General features: G+C 43.0%; 15 protein-coding genes. 8 read left to right on the top strand and 7 right to left on the bottom strand.

The window, feature by feature from the left end:
• Positions 1-166 precede the first annotated feature (166 nt).
• Positions 167-1,396, bottom strand: a complete 1,230-nt coding sequence (locus tag AWW72_RS12440; protein WP_062847549.1) for an NADH:flavin oxidoreductase/NADH oxidase family protein — start codon at positions 1,394-1,396, stop codon at positions 167-169.
• Positions 1,397-1,570: 174 nt separating this feature from the next.
• Positions 1,571-2,401, bottom strand: coding sequence for an alpha/beta fold hydrolase (locus tag AWW72_RS12435; protein ID WP_032869652.1), 831 nt, complete (start codon positions 2,399-2,401; stop codon positions 1,571-1,573).
• A 426-nt stretch (positions 2,402-2,827) separates the two neighbouring features.
• On the opposite strand from AWW72_RS12435, the gene AWW72_RS12430 reads away from it, so the two are divergent.
• From AWW72_RS12430 to AWW72_RS12415, 4 genes are all read left to right on the top strand, one after another.
• Complete coding sequence (locus tag AWW72_RS12430; RefSeq protein ID WP_062847548.1) at positions 2,828-3,724, top strand: acetoacetate decarboxylase family protein; 897 nt, start codon at positions 2,828-2,830, stop codon at positions 3,722-3,724.
• 34 nt (positions 3,725-3,758) lie between these two features.
• On the top strand, positions 3,759-5,003 hold the full coding sequence (locus AWW72_RS12425) for a saccharopine dehydrogenase family protein (protein WP_062847547.1): 1,245 nt from the start codon (positions 3,759-3,761) through the stop codon (positions 5,001-5,003).
• 56 nt (positions 5,004-5,059) lie between these two features.
• Positions 5,060-6,505 (top strand): coniferyl aldehyde dehydrogenase, encoded by a 1,446-nt coding sequence (locus AWW72_RS12420; RefSeq protein WP_004772257.1) that lies wholly within the window; start codon positions 5,060-5,062, stop codon positions 6,503-6,505.
• An 89-nt stretch (positions 6,506-6,594) separates the two neighbouring features.
• The gene (locus AWW72_RS12415; RefSeq protein ID WP_062847546.1) at positions 6,595-7,581 is read left to right on the top strand and encodes an NAD(P)H-quinone oxidoreductase; all 987 of its coding nucleotides are present in this window, start codon (positions 6,595-6,597) and stop codon (positions 7,579-7,581) included.
• Positions 7,582-7,629: 48 nt separating this feature from the next.
• Here the strand turns inward: AWW72_RS12415 and AWW72_RS12410 are convergent, their stop codons facing one another.
• On the bottom strand, positions 7,630-8,613 hold the full coding sequence (locus AWW72_RS12410; RefSeq protein WP_005257745.1) for an NAD(P)H-dependent flavin oxidoreductase: 984 nt from the start codon (positions 8,611-8,613) through the stop codon (positions 7,630-7,632).
• A gap of 377 nt (positions 8,614-8,990) precedes the next feature.
• Between AWW72_RS12410 and AWW72_RS12405 the strand changes: the two genes are divergently transcribed.
• Positions 8,991-9,293 (top strand): DUF3817 domain-containing protein, encoded by a 303-nt coding sequence (locus tag AWW72_RS12405; RefSeq protein WP_005257747.1) that lies wholly within the window; start codon positions 8,991-8,993, stop codon positions 9,291-9,293.
• A 70-nt stretch (positions 9,294-9,363) separates the two neighbouring features.
• Here the strand turns inward: AWW72_RS12405 and AWW72_RS12400 are convergent, their stop codons facing one another.
• From AWW72_RS12400 to AWW72_RS12385, 4 genes are all read right to left on the bottom strand, one after another.
• On the bottom strand, positions 9,364-10,395 hold the full coding sequence (locus AWW72_RS12400) for a M20/M25/M40 family metallo-hydrolase (protein ID WP_062847545.1): 1,032 nt from the start codon (positions 10,393-10,395) through the stop codon (positions 9,364-9,366).
• Between the two features lie 184 nt (positions 10,396-10,579).
• Positions 10,580-12,043, bottom strand: coding sequence for an indoleacetamide hydrolase (iaaH, locus tag AWW72_RS12395; protein WP_062847544.1), 1,464 nt, complete (start codon positions 12,041-12,043; stop codon positions 10,580-10,582).
• A gap of 86 nt (positions 12,044-12,129) precedes the next feature.
• On the bottom strand, positions 12,130-12,843 hold the full coding sequence (locus tag AWW72_RS12390) for a response regulator transcription factor (RefSeq protein ID WP_062847543.1): 714 nt from the start codon (positions 12,841-12,843) through the stop codon (positions 12,130-12,132).
• A gap of 129 nt (positions 12,844-12,972) precedes the next feature.
• The gene (locus AWW72_RS12385) at positions 12,973-13,998 is read right to left on the bottom strand and encodes an AraC family transcriptional regulator (RefSeq protein WP_062847542.1); all 1,026 of its coding nucleotides are present in this window, start codon (positions 13,996-13,998) and stop codon (positions 12,973-12,975) included.
• A 113-nt stretch (positions 13,999-14,111) separates the two neighbouring features.
• On the opposite strand from AWW72_RS12385, the gene AWW72_RS12380 reads away from it, so the two are divergent.
• The 3 genes from AWW72_RS12380 (at position 14,112) to AWW72_RS12370 (ending at position 19,284) form a co-directional block, all read left to right on the top strand.
• The gene (locus AWW72_RS12380; RefSeq protein WP_062847541.1) at positions 14,112-15,644 is read left to right on the top strand and encodes a flavin-containing monooxygenase; all 1,533 of its coding nucleotides are present in this window, start codon (positions 14,112-14,114) and stop codon (positions 15,642-15,644) included.
• Positions 15,645-16,487 carry an SDR family NAD(P)-dependent oxidoreductase gene (locus AWW72_RS12375; RefSeq protein ID WP_047427628.1) on the top strand — a complete coding sequence of 281 codons (843 nt, stop codon included), beginning with the start codon at positions 15,645-15,647 and terminating at the stop codon, positions 16,485-16,487.
• A gap of 313 nt (positions 16,488-16,800) precedes the next feature.
• Positions 16,801-19,284, top strand: coding sequence for a heavy metal translocating P-type ATPase (locus tag AWW72_RS12370; protein ID WP_062847540.1), 2,484 nt, complete (start codon positions 16,801-16,803; stop codon positions 19,282-19,284).
• Positions 19,285-19,295: the final 11 nt, after the last annotated feature.

Raw genomic sequence — 19,295 nt, 5'->3', positions numbered from 1 at the left:
TTTGCTTGTGTAGGATTGTAGAACATTGGGTTGATGTCTAATAGTCTGATCGTAGATTGCAAAAAAGCTCTCAATAAAAAAGCCAATGACAGATGAGCTGCCATTGGCTATCGCTTCATGATTCAAACTATAAAAAGTTTAGAAGCTCTGCTGCTGTTTAATATGCTTAGGCATAATGACGCATCTGGTTTTTATAAAGACGGGTACGGCGTGCCATCGCGGCTTGTTGCAGAATCAGTGCCCAAAGTGGAGAAACTTTTGGATTCGGGTGCTTTCCAAGGCTCAATTTACGCAACTGAAATTTCACTGTGGCCATATTTGCCAAAGAAGCCAGCGTTTTGTTTTTCCAGTGGATGGGCTGTAATTCAGGTGCCGTGTTCTGCCCTTGCTGCCATTGATGAGGTAAATTTGGTTCGATTGCCAACGCAGTCGCAATCCCGACCATATCGACACCACTTTCAATCACTTGCTCAGCCACCTGTTTACGGCGAATTCCACCTGTTACCATCACTGGCATTTTGGCTACTTTGCGGATCTCCTGAGCAAATTCCAGAAAATAAGCTTCACGTGCCAAGGTGCGTCCATCACGTGCCTGTCCTTGCATGGCAGGTGCTTCATAGCTACCACCAGACAGCTCGACCAGATCGACTGCTAATCCATTTAGCATCTGCACCACTTGCTGTGCATCTTCCGCACTAAAACCACCGCGCTGGAAATCTGCTGAATTGAGTTTCACAGCCACGGTAAATGTCTCAGCAACCACAGCACGTACTGCTTTGACAATCTCGATCAGGATACGTGCCCGACTTTCCAGAGAACCGCCCCACTGATCCTGACGTTTATTGCTGAGTGGTGAAAGGAACTGGCTGATTAAATAACCATGCGCTGCGTGGATTTCAACACCTGTAAAGCCAGCTTTTTCACCTAGACGTGCAGTATTGGCAAAGCGGTCTATCACTTCCTGAATCATGTCCTGATTCATTTCAATTGGCGTATTAAAACGATCTGACATTTTGCCCAAATCTAGTGCAACGGCTGAAGGTGCCCAAGTATCCTGACCTAAATTGGATTGCATCTGACGCCCCGGATGATTGATCTGCAACCAGACTTGTGCGCCTTTAGAACGTCCGATTTGTGCCCAGCGCTTAAAGGTGTCCAGATGCTGTTCATCTTCAAGTACCACGCCGCCAGGCCCTGTCATTGCACGGCGATCCACCATCACATTACCGGTAATGATTAAACCAACGCCACCATCCGCCCATGCCTGATATAAACGCATCAGTTCTTCCGACGGCGCATGATTGATATCTGCCATATTTTCTTCCATTGCCGCTTTTGCAATGCGGTTGGGAATATCAGAACCATTCGGGAAAACCAGTTTTTCAAATACTTTCATTTTTGTGACCTCATTGAGTATGGATTTACTTTAAGATTAAAGCCAACTTTAATGTCAATAGTTTTATCAAATGGAATAATATATTTTTTATAAATATTTTTAGATTCAGTTAATTAGGGAATAAAAAAATAGAGGCACGCAGGCCTCTATTTTGATTGAGTTGAGTAAAATGGATTATTGGCGGATAAATGCCAGTAAATCTGGATTAATCACATCCGCGTTTACGGTGAGCATTCCATGTGAGAAACCTTTATACGTTTTTAAAGTACCGTTTTGCACTAGCTTGGCTGACAATGCGCCCGAATTTTCATAAGGAACCACCTGATCATCATCGCCATGCATCACCAGCACAGGCACTGAAATCTTTTTCAAATCTTCAGTAAAATCGGTTTGGGAAAAAGCCACGATGCCATCGTAATGTGCTTTGGCACCACCCATCATCCCTTGTCGCCACCAGTTCCAGATCACAGGCTCAGATGGTTTTGCATCAGGACGATTAAAACCATAGAAAGGACCAGCAGGCAAATCGTAATAAAATTGCGATCTATTCTTGAATAACTGGTTTTGCAGGTCATCAAACACTTCTTTCGGTAAGCCGTCAGGATTATTCGGCGTTTTTACCATAATGGGTGGCACTGCACTCACTAGCACGGCTTTGGCAACATTTTCTTCGCCATGACGCGCGATGTAATGTGCTACTTCCCCACCTCCTGTTGAATGTCCGATATGAATGGCATTCTTAATCCCGAGATGTTGTACTACCGCAGCGACATCATCAGCATAATGATCCATATCATGTCCATCCCAAACCTGACTGGAACGGCCATGCCCACGACGATCATGTGCGACGACACGGAAACCTTCGTTTAAGAAAAAAAGTAACTGGGCATCCCAATCATCTGAGCTCAGTGGCCAGCCATGATGGAAAAAGAGGACCTGTGCATCTCGTGGACCCCAGTCCTTATAAAAAATTTCTACACCATCTTTTGTCGTAACGTACGCCATCTTTGTTTCTCCTGTGTAAGATTTACACTGTCGAGTCATGATCTATGTTGTAATTCATGTCGGTAAAATCACATTATTTTTAAAACTATCTGTATGGATAGCCACTCTATACTAAGGTTAAAGTTCACTTCAAGGTCAACGGGTTTAGTCCCATTCTGATAATAAAAATGTAATTTTATAATTTAGAAATAAAAGACAAAATTGAAGATGAGCTATTGAAATTTAATGTTTTATTAAAGATTTAAAAATATTTTATGGTCTATTCTGTTTACATACTTTCAACGAATTCAGCGCCCGTTTTCCGAAACAGAAATTTTAGGGCTTGACTTTAAAGTTAGCTTTAATCTTATAGTGATCTCAGATGACAAATGCATGGATTCTTATACAGGCATTTTGAATAACTTGATCAATTAAAGGTTAACCAATATGAACAGCAATAAACAGTTTACTGAAGTTGAGTTTGGACAACAAAAGGTTAGCGTTCCTAAAGGTGGCTACTATGACCGTTTTAGAATGAACCCAAACCTTGATGAAGTTGCTCAGGATCCTGCTGCTGGAAATATCGATTTTTTTCGTAAGATTCCAAAGAAGCTAGTCGAATCGAGGGTTGGCCCTGTCTGGGCACCGAATTTTTATTATCGTAGCAATAACGTGCAAGTACTCATGTTGGCACCGCTCAAACAACTCAAGAAAAAGTTACCTGCGCCTTTGCAGCCTTTACGTGCGTTGCCTGGTTATGGCTTGGTAGCATTAACCTTCTTCCGCTATTCTGTTTGCGATAATGATCCGTATAACGAAGTCTCTGTTGCAATTGTTGTGCGTAAACCAGAGGCGCATGGCTCACATGTTTTAGAGCTGGCCAATTCGATTCGACAACGTCATTTTTATGGCCATGTATTGGCATTGCCTGTCGATACCGAGATCGCACGGGTTCGTGGCGTATATGGCTATCAACTGCCGAAATGGCTCACCGAAATTAATGTCGAGATTCATCCCGATCAAATTCATGCAAATCTGACAGATACCACAGGCAAGATCGATTTAAGCCTGACCGCAGTGACACCTGCTTTACAGCATGTGAAATCTGAATCTCGAATGACTGAAGCGACGATGCTCCATCAAGTTGATGGCAAATGGCATCAAACACTGGTGCAATCTAATCCCCTTTCATTGGCACAGCAATTATTACCGAAAAAGGTCAAGTTGCTTCGTCATGGCGGGCCTTTAAGCCAGTTACTGGATGAGCTGGGAGCATCCAGAATTCTTCGTCTGGATGTGGTTGAAGATGCTCAGGTTGTGCTCAATTTACCGAAACCACTTTAAATATTAAACCACTTAAAATGAAGGAAAATAAACAATGACACAAACCAATTATGATCTTGTTGTATTCGGTGCCACCAGTTTTGTTGGGCAAATTCTGACCCGATATCTAGCAGAATATTTTTCGACCCAACAGGAACAACTGCGCTGGGCCATTGCGGGCCGCTCTCAACAAAAACTACAAGACCTTAAAAGTAGTTTAGGTACTTTGGGAGAATCTTTGCCAATCCTGATCGCCGATGCAAGCAATCAAGCTGAGCTAAACGCATTGTGCGCACAGACGCGTGTGGTGGTTTCAACGGTTGGCCCTTACGCTTTATATGGCGAACCCTTGATTCAGGCCTGTGTAACCAATGGTACAGATTATTGTGATCTGACAGGTGAAACCCAATGGATCAAAAAAATGATCGAGAAATACGAATCTCAAGCCCAGCAATCAAGCGCACGCATTGTGCATTGTTGTGGTTTTGATTCAGTTCCATCGGATATGGGGGTTTATTACTTACAGCAACAGGCTCAAAAACAGTTCAATGCACCTGCAACGCAAGTCAGCATGCGGGTCAAGACCTTAAAAGGTGGTGCGTCGGGTGGCACAGTTGCGAGTCTTATTAATGTAATTCAAGAAGCTGCTGCTGATCCTGCACTACGTAAAGATCTGGTCAATCCTTATGTGCTTTGCCCGCCAGATCATGGCAATAGCCAACGACAAATTTATATTAAAACCGCGAAATTCGATCCAGATTTTAATGCATGGATTGCGCCATTCGTGATGGCAGCAGTCAATGAACGTGTTGTGCATCGTTCTAACGCGTTATCAGGCAATGCCTATGGCAGCAACTTTAGCTATAACGAAGCCATTTTAACTGGCGATGGTTTAAAAGGACGTTTCAAAGCCTTAGGCGTGGTTTCTGGCTTAGGTGTCTTCATGCTCGCCGCAGTCAGTAAACCTGTGAGCCAGCTGATGGAACGTTATATGTTGCCAAAACCAGGCGAAGGTCCTACCCCAGAACAGCAGCGTACAGGACGTTTTGATTTACGTTTTATCGGCAAAACTGAAGCAGGTCAAACCCTCAAAATCAAAGTCACAGGTGATCGTGATCCAGGCTATGGCTCTACTGGAAAAATGTTGGGACAAGCTGCCTTAAGTCTTGCAATTGATCATGTTAAAGAAGATAAAAAAACGGGCCGTGCTGGTGGTTTCTGGACACCTGCAACCATGTTTGATGATCGGTTTATTCAACGTTTGACCAAGCATGCAGGCCTAGAGTTTCAACAGCTCTAAGTGTAGCCAATATCCACATGTCGGCAGCCTGTCTGCCAAAATTCATGAGGTTGAAGATGAACACATTTAACGATATCAGTCATGTGAACAATGCATCTGAAATATTGAAACAGCAACGTCAGGCTTTTCTGGCCGCGGAGCCGCCAAGTCTGGCACAACGCAAAGCCAATCTGGCGAAGCTACGCGCTGCTGTACTTGCCTATCGTACTGAATTACAAACCGCGGTCAGTGAAGATTTTGGACATCGTTCAGCACACGAAACAGATGTGATGGAACTGGTTGGGATTGTACAGTCGATTGATTATCTCTCACGTCATTTACGCCGATTCATGAAGGCTGAACGCCGTCATGTCAGCCTGTTTTATCGAGCTGCAAAAGCCCATGTGGAATATCAGCCCAAAGGCATCATTGGCGTGATGTCACCTTGGAACTATCCTATTTCATTGACGCTTATCCCGCTCGCGACTGCATTGGCAGCGGGTAATCGGGCCATGCTTAAACCTTCAGAACTGACACCACGTACCAGTGATGTGATGCACCGTATGCTTACAGCAACTTTTCCTATTGAGGAGGTTGCCGTGATTTTAGGCGGGCCTGAAGTTGGAGCTGCTTTCAGTGCTTTGCCTTTTGATCATTTATTATTTACAGGCAGTACGCCTGTTGGTCGTAAAGTGATGAAGGCTGCTAGTGATCATCTTGTCCCGCTGACGCTTGAGCTCGGTGGTAAAAGTCCGGTGATTGTCGCCCGCGGACATGTAAATCGTCGGACGATGACCAGTATTGCTTATGGGAAATTGTCAAATAGCGGACAGACATGTGTTGCGCCTGATTATGCATTGATCCATGAAGATGATCTAGAAGACTTTATCCAGCAGTTCAATGAGACGGTAACACGTTTTTATCCAGATGGGCCAGATTGTCAGGATTACAGTTCTATCGTGAGTGAACGTCACTATGCACGTTTGCAAGGCTTGCTGGATGAGGCTCGTAAGCGCGGCGCCCGTGTGCTTGAAATGGGCACAAAACCCGAATCAGCTTCGGAGCGTATTCGTACCCTAGCCCCTACTTTGGTGGTTGGTGCGCGGGACGATGATGCCATTATGCAAGAAGAAATCTTTGGGCCAATTCTACCCGTAAGAACCTATCGTCATATCGATGAAGTGATTGACTATATTAATCAGCGGGATCGCCCACTCGCCTTATATTATTTTGGTGAAAAAGATTCGGATTGTAAAAAATTGCTGAGACGAACCACATCTGGCAATGTCGGTATCAACAATACCATCATTCATGTTGCTCAAGATGACTTGCCATTTGGCGGTGTCGGACCAAGCGGTATGGGCGCTTATCATGGCATTGAAGGATTCCGCTCCATGAGTCATGCCAAAGGTGTTTTTGATCAAGGACGCTGGAATTTTCCAAGCCTGTTACATGCCCCGTTTGGCAAATTTATGGAACTGGCACTCGCCGTCACATTAGGCAAGAAAAAATCTGATGTTTAATTGAACTCCATGCAGTGGCAGTTTTCTATTCTCATTCTACCACTGCGATTTTACGCAAATTTATAAAATATCGAATAAGGTACAGTCTCATGAAATGTATTACGTTTAACGGTGCGGGTGGCCCGGAAGTCATTACGGTCAGTGAAAGACCTATGCCGGAATTGAGTGATGAAGGAATATTAATCGAAGTGGTTGCCGCTGGTATCAATGGCCCAGATGTGATGCAACGTCAGGGCTTATATGCCCCTCCGCCTGGCGTGACCGATATTCCGGGACTGGAAGTTTCAGGCATTGTGAAACAGGTGGGAAAATCTGTCAGCAAATTTAAAGCGGGCGACGAAGTGTGTGCTCTCGTACCTGGCGGTGGTTATGCTGAATATGTTGTCGCTCATCAAGATAATGTTCTTTTTATTCCCGAAGGACTGACTTTGGTGGAAGGCGGTATATTACTTGAGACCTTTATGACAGTTTGGTCGCATTTATTCCAGCACGCTAAATTTCGCCCGAATAGTTCGATTTTAATTCATGGTGGTACTTCTGGTATTGGCACGACAGCAACCATGTTGACCCGAGCATTTGGCGCCACACAAATTTTTACTACGGTTTCTAGTGAAGCACATCAAAAAGCCAGTCTGGAACTTGGTGCGGATGTTGCTATTAATTATCACGAAAAAGACTTTGTTGAAGAAGTCAAGAAACATACCGATGGTAAAGGCGTAGACTTCGTACTGGACATTATTGCGGGTGATTATATTCAGCGAAATTATGACGTTGCCGCGATGAATGGCACCATTTTACAAATTGGTGTATTAAAAGGTCTCGCGCAGAACCTTAATATTTTTCCGATGTTAGCAAAACGCCTGACGCATACAGGCGCAACTTTACGCTCACAATCATCCGAAGCTAAAGCGGAAGTCATGTCTGCCTTGCAGGAAAAAGTTTGGCCTTTAATTTCCAAAGGACAAATCAAGCCTTTGCTTTATCAATCTTTTGATCTGGAGCAGGCTCGTCAGGCCCATGAACTCTTAAATCAGGGACAACATGTCGGCAAGCTGGCATTAATCGTGAAAAAATAATATGGCTTTGAAAAGAGCTAAAAGTATTGCTTTTAGCTCTTTCTTTAATTAAATATTATTCAGCATTAAACGTTGTCTAGCTGCTCGATATTCTCTTTCAAGACGATCAACCAGCTCGGCAACCGATGTGGTTGCTTTCACCGCATTTAGGCCTTGCCCACATCCCCAGATGTCTCGCCACGCTTTCACTTTATGCTGTGTGCCATCTTCACTGGAAGTACTAAAATCCATGTCCTTCAAATTACCTTCGGGCAAATTGGCTGGATCAAGCCCTGCTGCACGAATACTTGGTGCTAAATAGTTGCCATGTACGCCAGTAAATAAGTTGGAATAGACAATTTCATCTGAATTATGATCAACGATGGCCTGTTTATAAGCATCCGTTGCATTGGCTTCATGAGTTGCGATAAATGCAGAGCCAATATAACCAAAATCAGCACCCATCGCTTGCGCTGCCAAAATGGCATCCCCTGTAGAAATTGCTCCAGATAAAGCTAAAGGCCCATCAAACCATTCTCGAATTTCCTGAATTAATGGAAATGGGCTCTTTACGCCTGCATGTCCACCTGCACCTGCGGCTACTGCAATTAAGCCATCAGCACCTTTTTCTATGGCTTTTTGGGCAAAGCGATTATTAATCACATCATGCAAGACTACGCCACCATAACTATGCGTTGCATCATTAATTTCAGTTCGAGCGCCCAAAGAGGTAATAACAATCGGAACTTTATATTTAACAATCAGTTCCATGTCATGTTCGAGACGATTATTACTTTTATGCACAATCTGGTTAATCGCAAATGGCGCTGCGGGACGGTCTGGGTGTAAGGCATTATGTTCTGCAATTCCGTCTGTAATTTCTTTTAGCCATTCCTCCAGCTTTTCTGCTGGACGTGCATTTAGCGCAGGCATGGAGCCAACGATTCCAGCTTTACATTGAGCAAGCACCAGTTGAGGTGTGCTAATGATAAATAATGGAGATCCAATAACAGGAAGTCTTAAGTGCTTGAGTACTTCTGGAATGTTTGACATGAAATATGCCCTTTTTAAGATAAATTTTTATTTCAATACGTTCATCAAGCCATTTAAATTATCAACGCCTGATTGTTGCTTCACCTGATCATATCGGGACAAATATTTTTATGCAACAAGTTGCATAACATCAATCTATGAAAGAATTTTATGAATCATGCTTGCACACTGATAATTTATATAAGATATTGAAATTACTATAATAAAAACAATTTTATAAACCAATCAATTTTAAAATTATCACTTAGCTGAATAGAACTTGTTGTTTAAATATGCTTATCTTTCAAGTCTGTTACCTAGTCTCTCAAGGTGATGAGCGATAAAGATGATATGCTTCAGTCATTTTTATGGTTTTATTAATCTCCTGAGACGATGTTATGAGTGCTACCACCCAAAAATTGCAACGTTTACGTTTGGCTTCCATCCTTGAGGCTGTGACTTTATTACTTCTATTTGCCGTTGCGATTCCTGTTAAATACGCATTTGATTTGCCTGTTGCCACCAAAATTATGGGACCAATCCACGGCGTGGCATTTCTTTTCTATTTGTGGAATTTGATCAGCACGGCTGCGGTGTGGTCAAAAGCTGAATTGCTTCGATTATTTATTTTGGCCTTTATTCCTTTTGGTGGCTTCTTTAACGAGAAATATATCGCACAGCGACAAGCCAAAATTAAATAGAAATACGAAGATTTATATAAAAAAGGAAATCACACGATTTCCTTTTTTATTGTGTACAACACGCTCAAATTTAATTTTTATCGAGTGATTTCAATAAATGAATGACGGCATCACCTGCCAGTTGCATTGACTTGGGATCAACCTGTTCAATGGTGTCACATGCTTTGTGATAGCACGGCGCGAACTCAAGCTCGTCCCCTTTCATTTGTTCATTAAACAAGATGACAGCAGTCACTGGAACTTTACCTAAAAAAGGAGCCGTATCACTTGCAGTTAAGGTGGAGACATCTTCTTTAATTTTTAGATTCTTAGTTTTAAAAAATTCTTTGAGCATATTCTCTAAGGCTAAGTCACCGCTATGGCTTGGAAGACTGCGTAAACCATCGAGTAAAGGCTTATAGTCCTGCTCCTGCATGCCACGTTCTTTTAACATTTTTTCCATCTCGTCTACAGAGGATTTATCCCCATCTGCAATCAAGATTTCAGGATCTTTGGTGCCAACCATATCCAAGTTGATATAGGCTTTAATCGCTTTTAATTGCTCGGCAGTCAGTTTTTTCACATAAGCTTGAGAGCCTGCGATTCCCACTTCTTCTGAATCCCAGAATGCCAGATAAATAGTATGTTTAGGCTTTATTTTTTGAGTCGACAATTGTGTCATCAACTCAAGTAATAAGGCGACACCAGAAGCATTGTCATTGATGCCAGGTCCCATTTTGACCGAGTCATAATGCGCCCCCAGTAAAATAATATTTTGTTTTGACTCTCCCGGAATCTCCACAATAATATTCTGGCCTTTGGTCTTTTCGCGATTTTCGAAAGTCTGAACCTCTGTACTAAAACCAGCTTTCTTGGCTTGATCTAAAATGTAATCTGCACTCGCTAAACCGCCTTGCGTGCCCACTGCACGATTGCCACCATGCTGTTTGGCAATATGTTCAAAAGCATGTAAGTGCGTCATCATCTGTGCTGCATCCAGTTTTAAACCAGATTGATTCACATCTTCAGTTTTTTCTTTGGAATGTTGCTCGTTTTTTTGACAGCCACTCATTGCAAATAGGCTACTTAAAATACATACACCTAAAATTTTCTTTAAAAACATAAAATAAACTTAAACCAATTTTTTTATAAAGTCAGTCTAATACTAGTTTTGCACCTGGGGATTTGCCATTTCAATTTGTATCCTTTTCACTTATCGATTGAGCCACAACGCTATCAGTGCTTATTTTCAGTAATACAAAACCCGTCTTCAATTAAACGGGCGATGTACTGAAAATGAAGTGATGTTAGCGATCATTTAAGCTGCTAAAAATCTGTTCCAGCACTTGTCCAATTGCCAGAAGTTGCTGGTCCGTATGAGGTAAGCCATCGATTTCCAGTGCCACAGGAAGTTGTGATTTTTTCCCTAGACCAATGGGTAAACTAAGCCCTGGTAAGCCAATATTACTGCCCGGATCGGTATTACGAATCAGTGTTTGGAAAAGTTCAATGGAGCTAACCTGCTCATCCACAAGTGGTGCCACAATTGGAGAGGTTGGAAAAATCAAAGCATCAAGTTGATGATTCTCAAAGGTAGTTTGATAGAGCGCTAGCAGTTGTGGTTGAGCTTCCTGAATCGCCTTTTGATACAAAGGTTGAACGGGTAGCGATTGCCCTGTTTCATCCGTCAACATTTCAGGCAATATATTTTGTTGAAAAATATGTTTTACATCTGGACTGGAAATCTGCTCGACCATAGCTTCCAAACTCATCTCAATTTCATGATGTTTTAAATACGCAATCAGGTCATATTTACCTTCATAAATCACCAAAGGAAATGAAATACTGTGGTTGAGCTGAGCCAAATCTGGCATATCCACAGGAACAGTTTCGATACCTGCCGTTTTTAATAGTTGTAGCGCTGTATGTGCCTGTTCATGGACATCTTCATCCAGATTCTCCCAAAAGTAGGCATTGATTCCGAGCCTGATCGGTCGTGCAGGCAATGCAATAGGCTGAGCTGATGGTGCAATTAACTGATCAATCAGAATAATATCAGCCATACAATGCGCCATAGGCCCTGCTGTATCACGTGTATGCGAAATCGGGGTGATATCTGCTTGAGTATAGCGTCCAACTGTTGGGCGGAAGCCAACACAACCATTTAAGGCACTCGGTAATCGGACGGATGCACCTGTATCGGTTCCGATGGCAATTGGCACCATTCCTGCAGCAACTGCAACGGCACTGCCAGAAGAAGAACCGCCTGCAATATGTGAAGGATTAACCGCATTACGCGTGCCGATTACGCCGTCAATATGCATTGCGGTGTTATAACCTGTCACACCAAATGCCAATTCATGCATATGAGCTTTACCAACAATAATCGCCCCTTGATCAGTCAGGGCCTGAATCACTGGCGCTGTGGTTTTGGGTCTGAAATCTGCCAAGGCTGGTGTTCCCGCTGTATTCGGAAAACCTGCGACATGAATATTATCCTTTACGGCAAGCAAGACCCCGATCAAGGCAGGACAAGCATGACCCTCACGGATAGATTGATCCCAAAATTGTGCTTGCTGAATAGCTGCTGCTTTATCCGTCTGAATAAAAGCATTTAAGGCTTGCTGCTTTTCAATGTTGTCAAAATAGTGGTGGACGAGTTGTTCGCAAGTGACTTTACGCTCTTGTACCAGACGGGTAATTTCGCCAATGGTGGCTTTATTCAGGTGAATGATTTGATCCGAATTTACTTTTTCATTCATGTTTAGCATAGTGACTTAAAATCCATTTAAGTAATTGTTTTGCTAATTTAGTACAGTTGTAAATTCCGAGGATATCCTCAAAATTGAGGAGTGGTTTAACAATGGATGAGCCGTGCCATTTCGGTACGATTATGGCAACCCATTTTTTGCATGGCGTTTTTAAGGTGCGTCCTGACCGTGGTGAAGCCAATATCCAGTAAATTGGCAACGTACTTATCGCTTAATCCTTTCGCCACTAAAGTTGCAACCTCCTGCTCGCGTGGAGTTAAACAATACTGAGTGGATAAATCCATTGCTAAGGCTTGGGTCAGATAAGTTTCCAGTAAATTGAGGATCCTTTTCTCCCGCTCATTGAACATGATTGAATCTTTGGCACGCCAGATACGTAGGTCTCCGATATCCATATTATTTCGAACAAAATAAACATTTAGACCGTGATACAAACCATAAGGTTTTAAAAACTCATTGTAATAATCGGTTTTCTTGAGCGCGGAAAAAGAAATGATTTCATGAACAAAGGTCGGATGTTGTCGCTGTCGAAGTTGGGCTGTGATCGGATCATCATATTGCCAGATTTGGTCATATTCCGTGATGGCTTTGGGATCAATTTGCCACATGATGCCTTTTCTGGATAAATGATGTTTGGCATCCCAGATATAAGATGCTGCAAAATCAGCACGTAACAAAGTCGCAATATCTGCAATGATTGTTTCGCGTAAGCTTTCCTGTCCTTTTTGCGCGCCTAATTTCCAAAGTATTTCGGAAAAAAGCGTAAACTCCGATGGACTTAAATCGTGTTCTAAAAGCATAGACTGACCGTTTTATTAAAAATGACGCATAAAAATATTTTTGTTATCCAGATTTAAATCTAAACTGATTCCATTCAGCAGGCTGAAAAAACAACCAACTCCTTTTATAGATCAATCCACTGTAAATTTCTATACTTTATTTTTTAGTCGGGTCGCATGCGGGGTTTTACCATACCAGCGTTTGTAGGCATGAATGAAACTGGCTGGCTCTGCATAGCCTAACCATTCAGAAATTTGCTCAATGGAGGTTTGGGTTAAAGACAAATAATAGTCTGCAAGAATTTTTCGAACCTCTTCCCTGATCTGGAGAAATGTCACCTGCTCTTGGGCCAAATAACGGCGCAAGGTACGTGAGTTTAAGTGCAATCGATCCGCAACGTCCTCCATAGACGGGATTTGCCCTTTATTATTCATCAATACTTGCTGAACCTGATGGGTATATTTCTTTTGTGATTGTCGTTTATCCAGCGTCTGTCGACATTGTTCTTCTGCAGCATGTAACACCAGTTCATTGGCCATACTCAACTTCTGATCTATTTTTTCTGCGTTTAGGACAATAAGGTTTTTTAATCCGCCAAATTCTGGGGTAACGCCAAATAGCGCGGTATAAGGCTGCATTTCTCCCCGAAGCGGAAAAGAAAATACTACTTTTTGACAGAGATGATCCTGCATTAAATCGCGTTGCACAGTAATGAGTGCGGCCACATCGCGTTCAATAATAAATGGCCATAACGTTTTTGGAATCCCTTCATCCACCACAATTTCAATTTGAACACTCTGGGTCTCGGCTTGTTCCGATACCAGAAACTGGCTAAAAGCAAAGGATAAGGGAAAATAGGCCAATGCAAAGCTCAAAGCTTCACGAATATTGGCACTACTGATCAAAGCAAGTCCTAAAGAACCAAAAGTCGTAAAGTGATAACGTGTGCCGATTTCCAGCCCTAGCAAAGGCCTTTGCCCGAATTTCTCTACCAGATTGCGGATCAGTTGTAATTCTTGCTGGCCTGTCACCAGTGTATTGGGATCAAGTAATTGCTGTTGTTCTAAGCCTGTTCCTTTCAGAATCTGCTGATGGCTGACCCCGAACTCTGCGGCAAAATCAGCCATCAGGCGAACACTATGGATACTTCGTTCGTAGGTCCATAAGTACTTCAAGCGTCTTCTCCATGTCCGCTAATCACAATATTTTGTCCTCATCCATCCTCTAAATCAATGCATGAAACGATTATTCTGCATGTAATACATGATAATTTTCACTTGAGTCAGTTATGTTGAAACAACAATTATCTTCAAATAAAAATATTCGTATCGCCATTATCGGCACAGGCTTTGGCGGATTAGGTCTGGCTATTCAGCTCAAACTTGCTGGATTTGAACAATTTAGCTTATTTGAAAAAGCCAATGATGTCGGTGGTGTCTGGCGTGACAATACCTATCCCGGTGCAGCCTGTGACGTGCCTTCTCATCTGTACTCCTTTTCTTTTGAGCAGGAACTGGGTTGGAAAAACCGTTATGGCTCCTCACAAGAAATTCATCAATACTTAAAACATTGCACAGAAAAATATCAACTGTACCCGCATATCCAGTTTAATACTGAAATTGCCAGCGCTGATTTTGATGCAACTCAAGGTGTTTGGCATATCCAGAGTTTAACTGGGGAAAAATTTGAGGCGGAATTTCTAATTGCCGCGGTTGGTCAGCTCAACCGCCCTGCATACCCGAAAATTAAAGGTCTGGACAATTTCAAAGGCAAAGCTTTCCATTCGGCGCGCTGGGATCATGACTATGACCTGAATAATAAGCGTGTCGCAGTCATTGGGACAGGTGCCAGTGCGATCCAGTTTGTACCAGAGATCGTCAAGCAAGTGGTTCATTTAGATATTTATCAACGTTCTGCTCCTTATGTCATTCCAAAACCAGACCGTGTTTATTCAAAACTGGAACGAAAAGCATTTCAAAAACTTCCCATTTTGCAAAGCCTCGATCGCGTATTTCAATATAGTTATAACGAGATCCGCCTCAAAAGCTTCACCGCAACCTTAAATGAGATTCCATTAGCCGAATATATTTTCCAGCGACATATCCGCGAAGAAATTAAAGATCCACATTTTCGTCATCGTCTGATGCCTGATTATCCGATTGGCTGTAAACGAATTCTGATTTCAAACCATTGGTACCGTAGTCTGGTTCGTCCTAATGTTGAGGTCATCAATACCGCAATTCAGGAAGTCACTGAAAATGGTATTGTCGATAAAGATGGCAAATTACGCGAAGTAGATACCATTATTTATGGAACAGGATTTGCCGCAACCGAGTTTATGGCACCGATGCAAATCACCGGACTTAAAGGTAAAAAATTAAAAGACCAATGGACCGATGGTGCTGAAGCTTATTTGGGCTTAACGGTGAATGGCTTCCCGAATTTCTTTATGTTGTATGGCCCGAACACCAATCTTGGTCATAACTCAATCGTCTATATGATTGAAAGTCAGGTGAACTATATTCTGGATGCAATTCAGGCACATATTCGCAATCAGCTTTGCTTTACAGATATTAAGGCTGAAATCCAGACACAGTTTAATCAGGAAATTCAGGAACGGATGAAATCAACTATGTGGTCACAAGGTTGCACCAGCTGGTATCAAACTGCGACAGGGAAAAATACCAATAACTGGCCGGGCTTCACCTTGGAATATCGTCAGCGTACCCGTCGCTTCGATCTGGAAAATTATCATCAGGTCGCAAAGTCAGCTCATACTCATGTTCAGCCACAACTTTTAGAACAACAAATGGCGGTTTAAATGAAAACATTTCATAACAAGGTCGCAGCCATTACAGGCGCTGGTTCAGGGATTGGTCAAGCACTTGCGGTGGCGTTGGCAAAACAAGGCTGCCATCTGGCTTTATCTGATGTAAATGAACTGGGTCTAGCCAAGACGCAGAATCTATTAAAAACATATCCAGTCAAAGTCAGCACCCAAGTAGTCGATGTCGCTAATCGACAAGAAATGGCAGATTGGGCTAAAACGATTGCTGAACAGCATCAGCAGGTTAATCTGATCTTTAATAATGCGGGTGTAGCTATGGGCAGTACCGCGGAAGGTGTTAGCTACGATGATCTTGAATGGCTGATCGGGATTAATTTCTGGGGTGTGGTGTATGGCACCAAAGAGTTCCTGCCTTACCTGAAACAAAGTGGTGACGGTCATATCATCAATATTTCCAGCATGTTTGGCTTGACTGCGCAACCAACGCAAAGTGCTTATAATGCCAGTAAGTTTGCAGTTCGGGGCTTTACCGAATCTTTGCGGCAAGAATTGGATATACAAGGTTCAGGTGTCAGTGCAACGTGTGTGCATCCCGGCGGGATTCGCACCAATATTGTTAAAGCTGCCCGTATTAATAATAGTGTCGAAATTTTAGGGCTAGACCCAGCAAACAGTCAGGCTGCTTTTGACAAAATACTGAGAACTTCCGCCGATGAAGCCGCAAAACAGATCCTGACAGCCGTGCGCAAAAATAAACGTCGTTTATTGATTGGTGCAGATGCAAAAGCAGTTGATATCTTGCAACGGATTTTGCCACAGGGATATCAAAAGATTTTTGCGACAGCCTCTACCCTACAAGCTCGATTCTTCTCATAAATAAAATATGTATGGTGATCGGACATTCGCTGGGGGTATGAATGGTCGATCATTGAGATCAAAAACTGTATTTCAATCATTTTTCTTTAGATGCTTTAATTCATAGCCCAATATCGCACATCAATCATTCTAATTAAAAAACATATATTTCCATTCAAAGGCCATTCATTTTGCTTTTTTAAAATGCGATGAAAATAATAAATTTGACGAGCTAAACAGATATAGCTTAAAAATTGAAAATCCTCTCTTGACCTTCCCATAATGTTAAGGTCTATGCTTTAAGCAATCAGAATTAGCTCTATAGGTCTTACTTATGGAAACCCAAACAAATACAGAGACTAAAAATATAAAAGTTTCACTTCAAGTTGAAGGAATGACCTGCGCCAGTTGTGTCGGTCGTGTCGAAACTGCCTTAAAAAAAGTTGAAGGCGTACAATCCGCCTCCGTGAATTTAGCCACTGAACGTGCAGATATCACCTTGGCTAAACCGATAGATCGACAAGTACTGATTCAGGCAATTGAGCGAACAGGTTATGGCGTCCCTGCCAATACAGTAGAGCTTTCTATTGAGGGGATGACCTGTGCTTCGTGTGTGAGTCGGGTTGAAAAAGCATTGAATGCTGTAGCAGGCGTAAAAACAGCCAATGTCAATCTCGCTACAGAACGTGCAACCGTAAATGGTACAGCCAGTATTGAAAGCCTCATCGCAGCGATTGACAAGGCGGGTTACGATGCCAAAGAAATTCAGGCGGCGGCTCCAGATCAAACAGAACAACTTGAGAAGAAAGATCAGGAAAGAGCTGAACTCAAACGTGACCTGATTCTTGCCACGATTCTGGCCTTACCTGTGTTTATTCTGGAAATGGGTTCTCACCTGATTCCGGGTGTTCATCATCTGATTGAACACAGCATTAGGATTCAAAACAGTTGGTACTTACAATTTGTTTTAACCACTTTAGTCCTGATTATTCCGGGTCGACGTTTTTATAGTAAAGGCATTCCTGCCTTATTCCGTTTAGCACCCGATATGAACTCTTTGGTGGCAGTCGGGACTTTAGCCGCTTATCTCTTCTCACTGGTCGCTACTTTTACACCGACGCTACTGCCAGCAGGAACCGTCAATGTTTACTATGAAGCAGCAGCCGTTATTGTGGCTTTAATCCTATTAGGACGGTTTCTTGAAGCCAAAGCCAAAGGTCGAACTTCGGAAGCAATTCAACGTTTGGTTAGCTTACAGGCAAAAGTTGCTCATGTTTCACGAGATGGAGAAATCATTGACATTCCAATCGATCAAGTGGTTGCGGGTGACGTAGTGATGGTGAAACCTGGGGAACGAATCCCTGTCGATGGTGAGGTGGTTGAAGGTCAAAGCTTCGTCGATGAATCTATGATTACAGGCGAGCCTATTCCTGTTGAGAAGAATATTGGCAGTCAGGTGGTGGGCGGAACCATTAACCAAAATGGCAACTTGAGTTTTAAAGCGCTGGCTGTGGGTGGTGACACCATGCTTGCGCAAATTATCCGTCTGGTTGAGCAAGCGCAAGGCTCTAAAATGCCGATTCAGGCAGTGGTGGATAAAGTGACATTATGGTTTGTGCCTGCCGTCATGTTGGCTGCCCTACTGACTTTCCTAGTCTGGCTGATTTTTGGGCCATCACCGGCTTTAACTTTCGCTTTGGTCAATGCTGTTGCGGTACTGATTATCGCATGTCCATGTGCAATGGGATTGGCAACGCCAACTTCGATTATGGTCGGTACAGGTCGTGGCGCAGAGTTAGGTGTATTGTTCCGTAAAGGCGAAGCTTTACAATTGCTAAAAGATGCTCAAGTGGTTGCGGTGGATAAAACAGGCACATTAACCGAAGGTCATCCTGTACTGACAGATTTTGAAGTGACTCCCTCTTTTCAACGCGATGAGGTGTTGAGTCTGGTTGCGGCTGTTGAAGCGCGCTCAGAACATCCGATTGCTAAAGCCATTGTCGATGCAGCGAAACAGCAACAACTGGGACTTCCGCAAGTTGAGCGGTTTGAGTCAGTGACAGGTATGGGTGTTGACGCCAGCGTAAATGGTCAGGCCATTCAGATTGGTGCAGATCGCTATATGACTCAAATGGGTATTGATGTTGCACCTTTTGCGGCTACAGCACAACGTTTAGGTGATGAAGGCAAATCGCCACTCTATGTTGCCATTGATGGCGCACTTGCTGGAATTATCGCTGTCGCAGATCCGATTAAAGAGTCAACACCAGCAGCCATTCAGGCATTACATCAGCTCGGTTTAAAAGTGGCCATGATTACGGGTGACAATGCGCGTACGGCCCATGCGATTGCCAAACAACTGGGCATCGACGAAGTGATTGCAGAAGTTCTACCTGAAGGCAAAGTCAAAGCAATACAACAGTTAAAAGCAAAATATGGCAATATTGCCTTTGTCGGTGATGGTATTAATGATGCCCCTGCGCTAGCAGAAGCGGATGTAGGTCTTGCCATTGGTACGGGCACAGATGTTGCGATTGAGTCTGCGGATGTGGTGTTGATGTCAGGCAATCTGCAAGGTGTAGCCAATGCCATTGCTTTATCAAAAGCGACGATTGGCAATATTCACCAGAACCTGTTTTGGGCCTTTGCTTACAATACCCTGTTGATTCCTGTGGCTGCAGGGCTACTCTATCCAGCCTATGGTATCCTGATGTCACCTATCTTTGCAGCGGGTGCGATGGCACTATCTAGTGTCTTTGTGCTGGGTAATGCATTGCGCTTACGTCGTTTCCAGCCACCATCTACACGCAGTAGCTAATGGAGGATGTT

Source organism: Acinetobacter sp. NRRL B-65365 (genome assembly GCF_001605865.1).
GTDB classification, from domain to species: Bacteria; Pseudomonadota; Gammaproteobacteria; order Pseudomonadales; family Moraxellaceae; genus Acinetobacter; species Acinetobacter vivianii.
The sequence above is the reverse complement of the archived record's forward strand: the minus strand, read 5'-3'. Positions and strand labels throughout refer to the sequence as shown.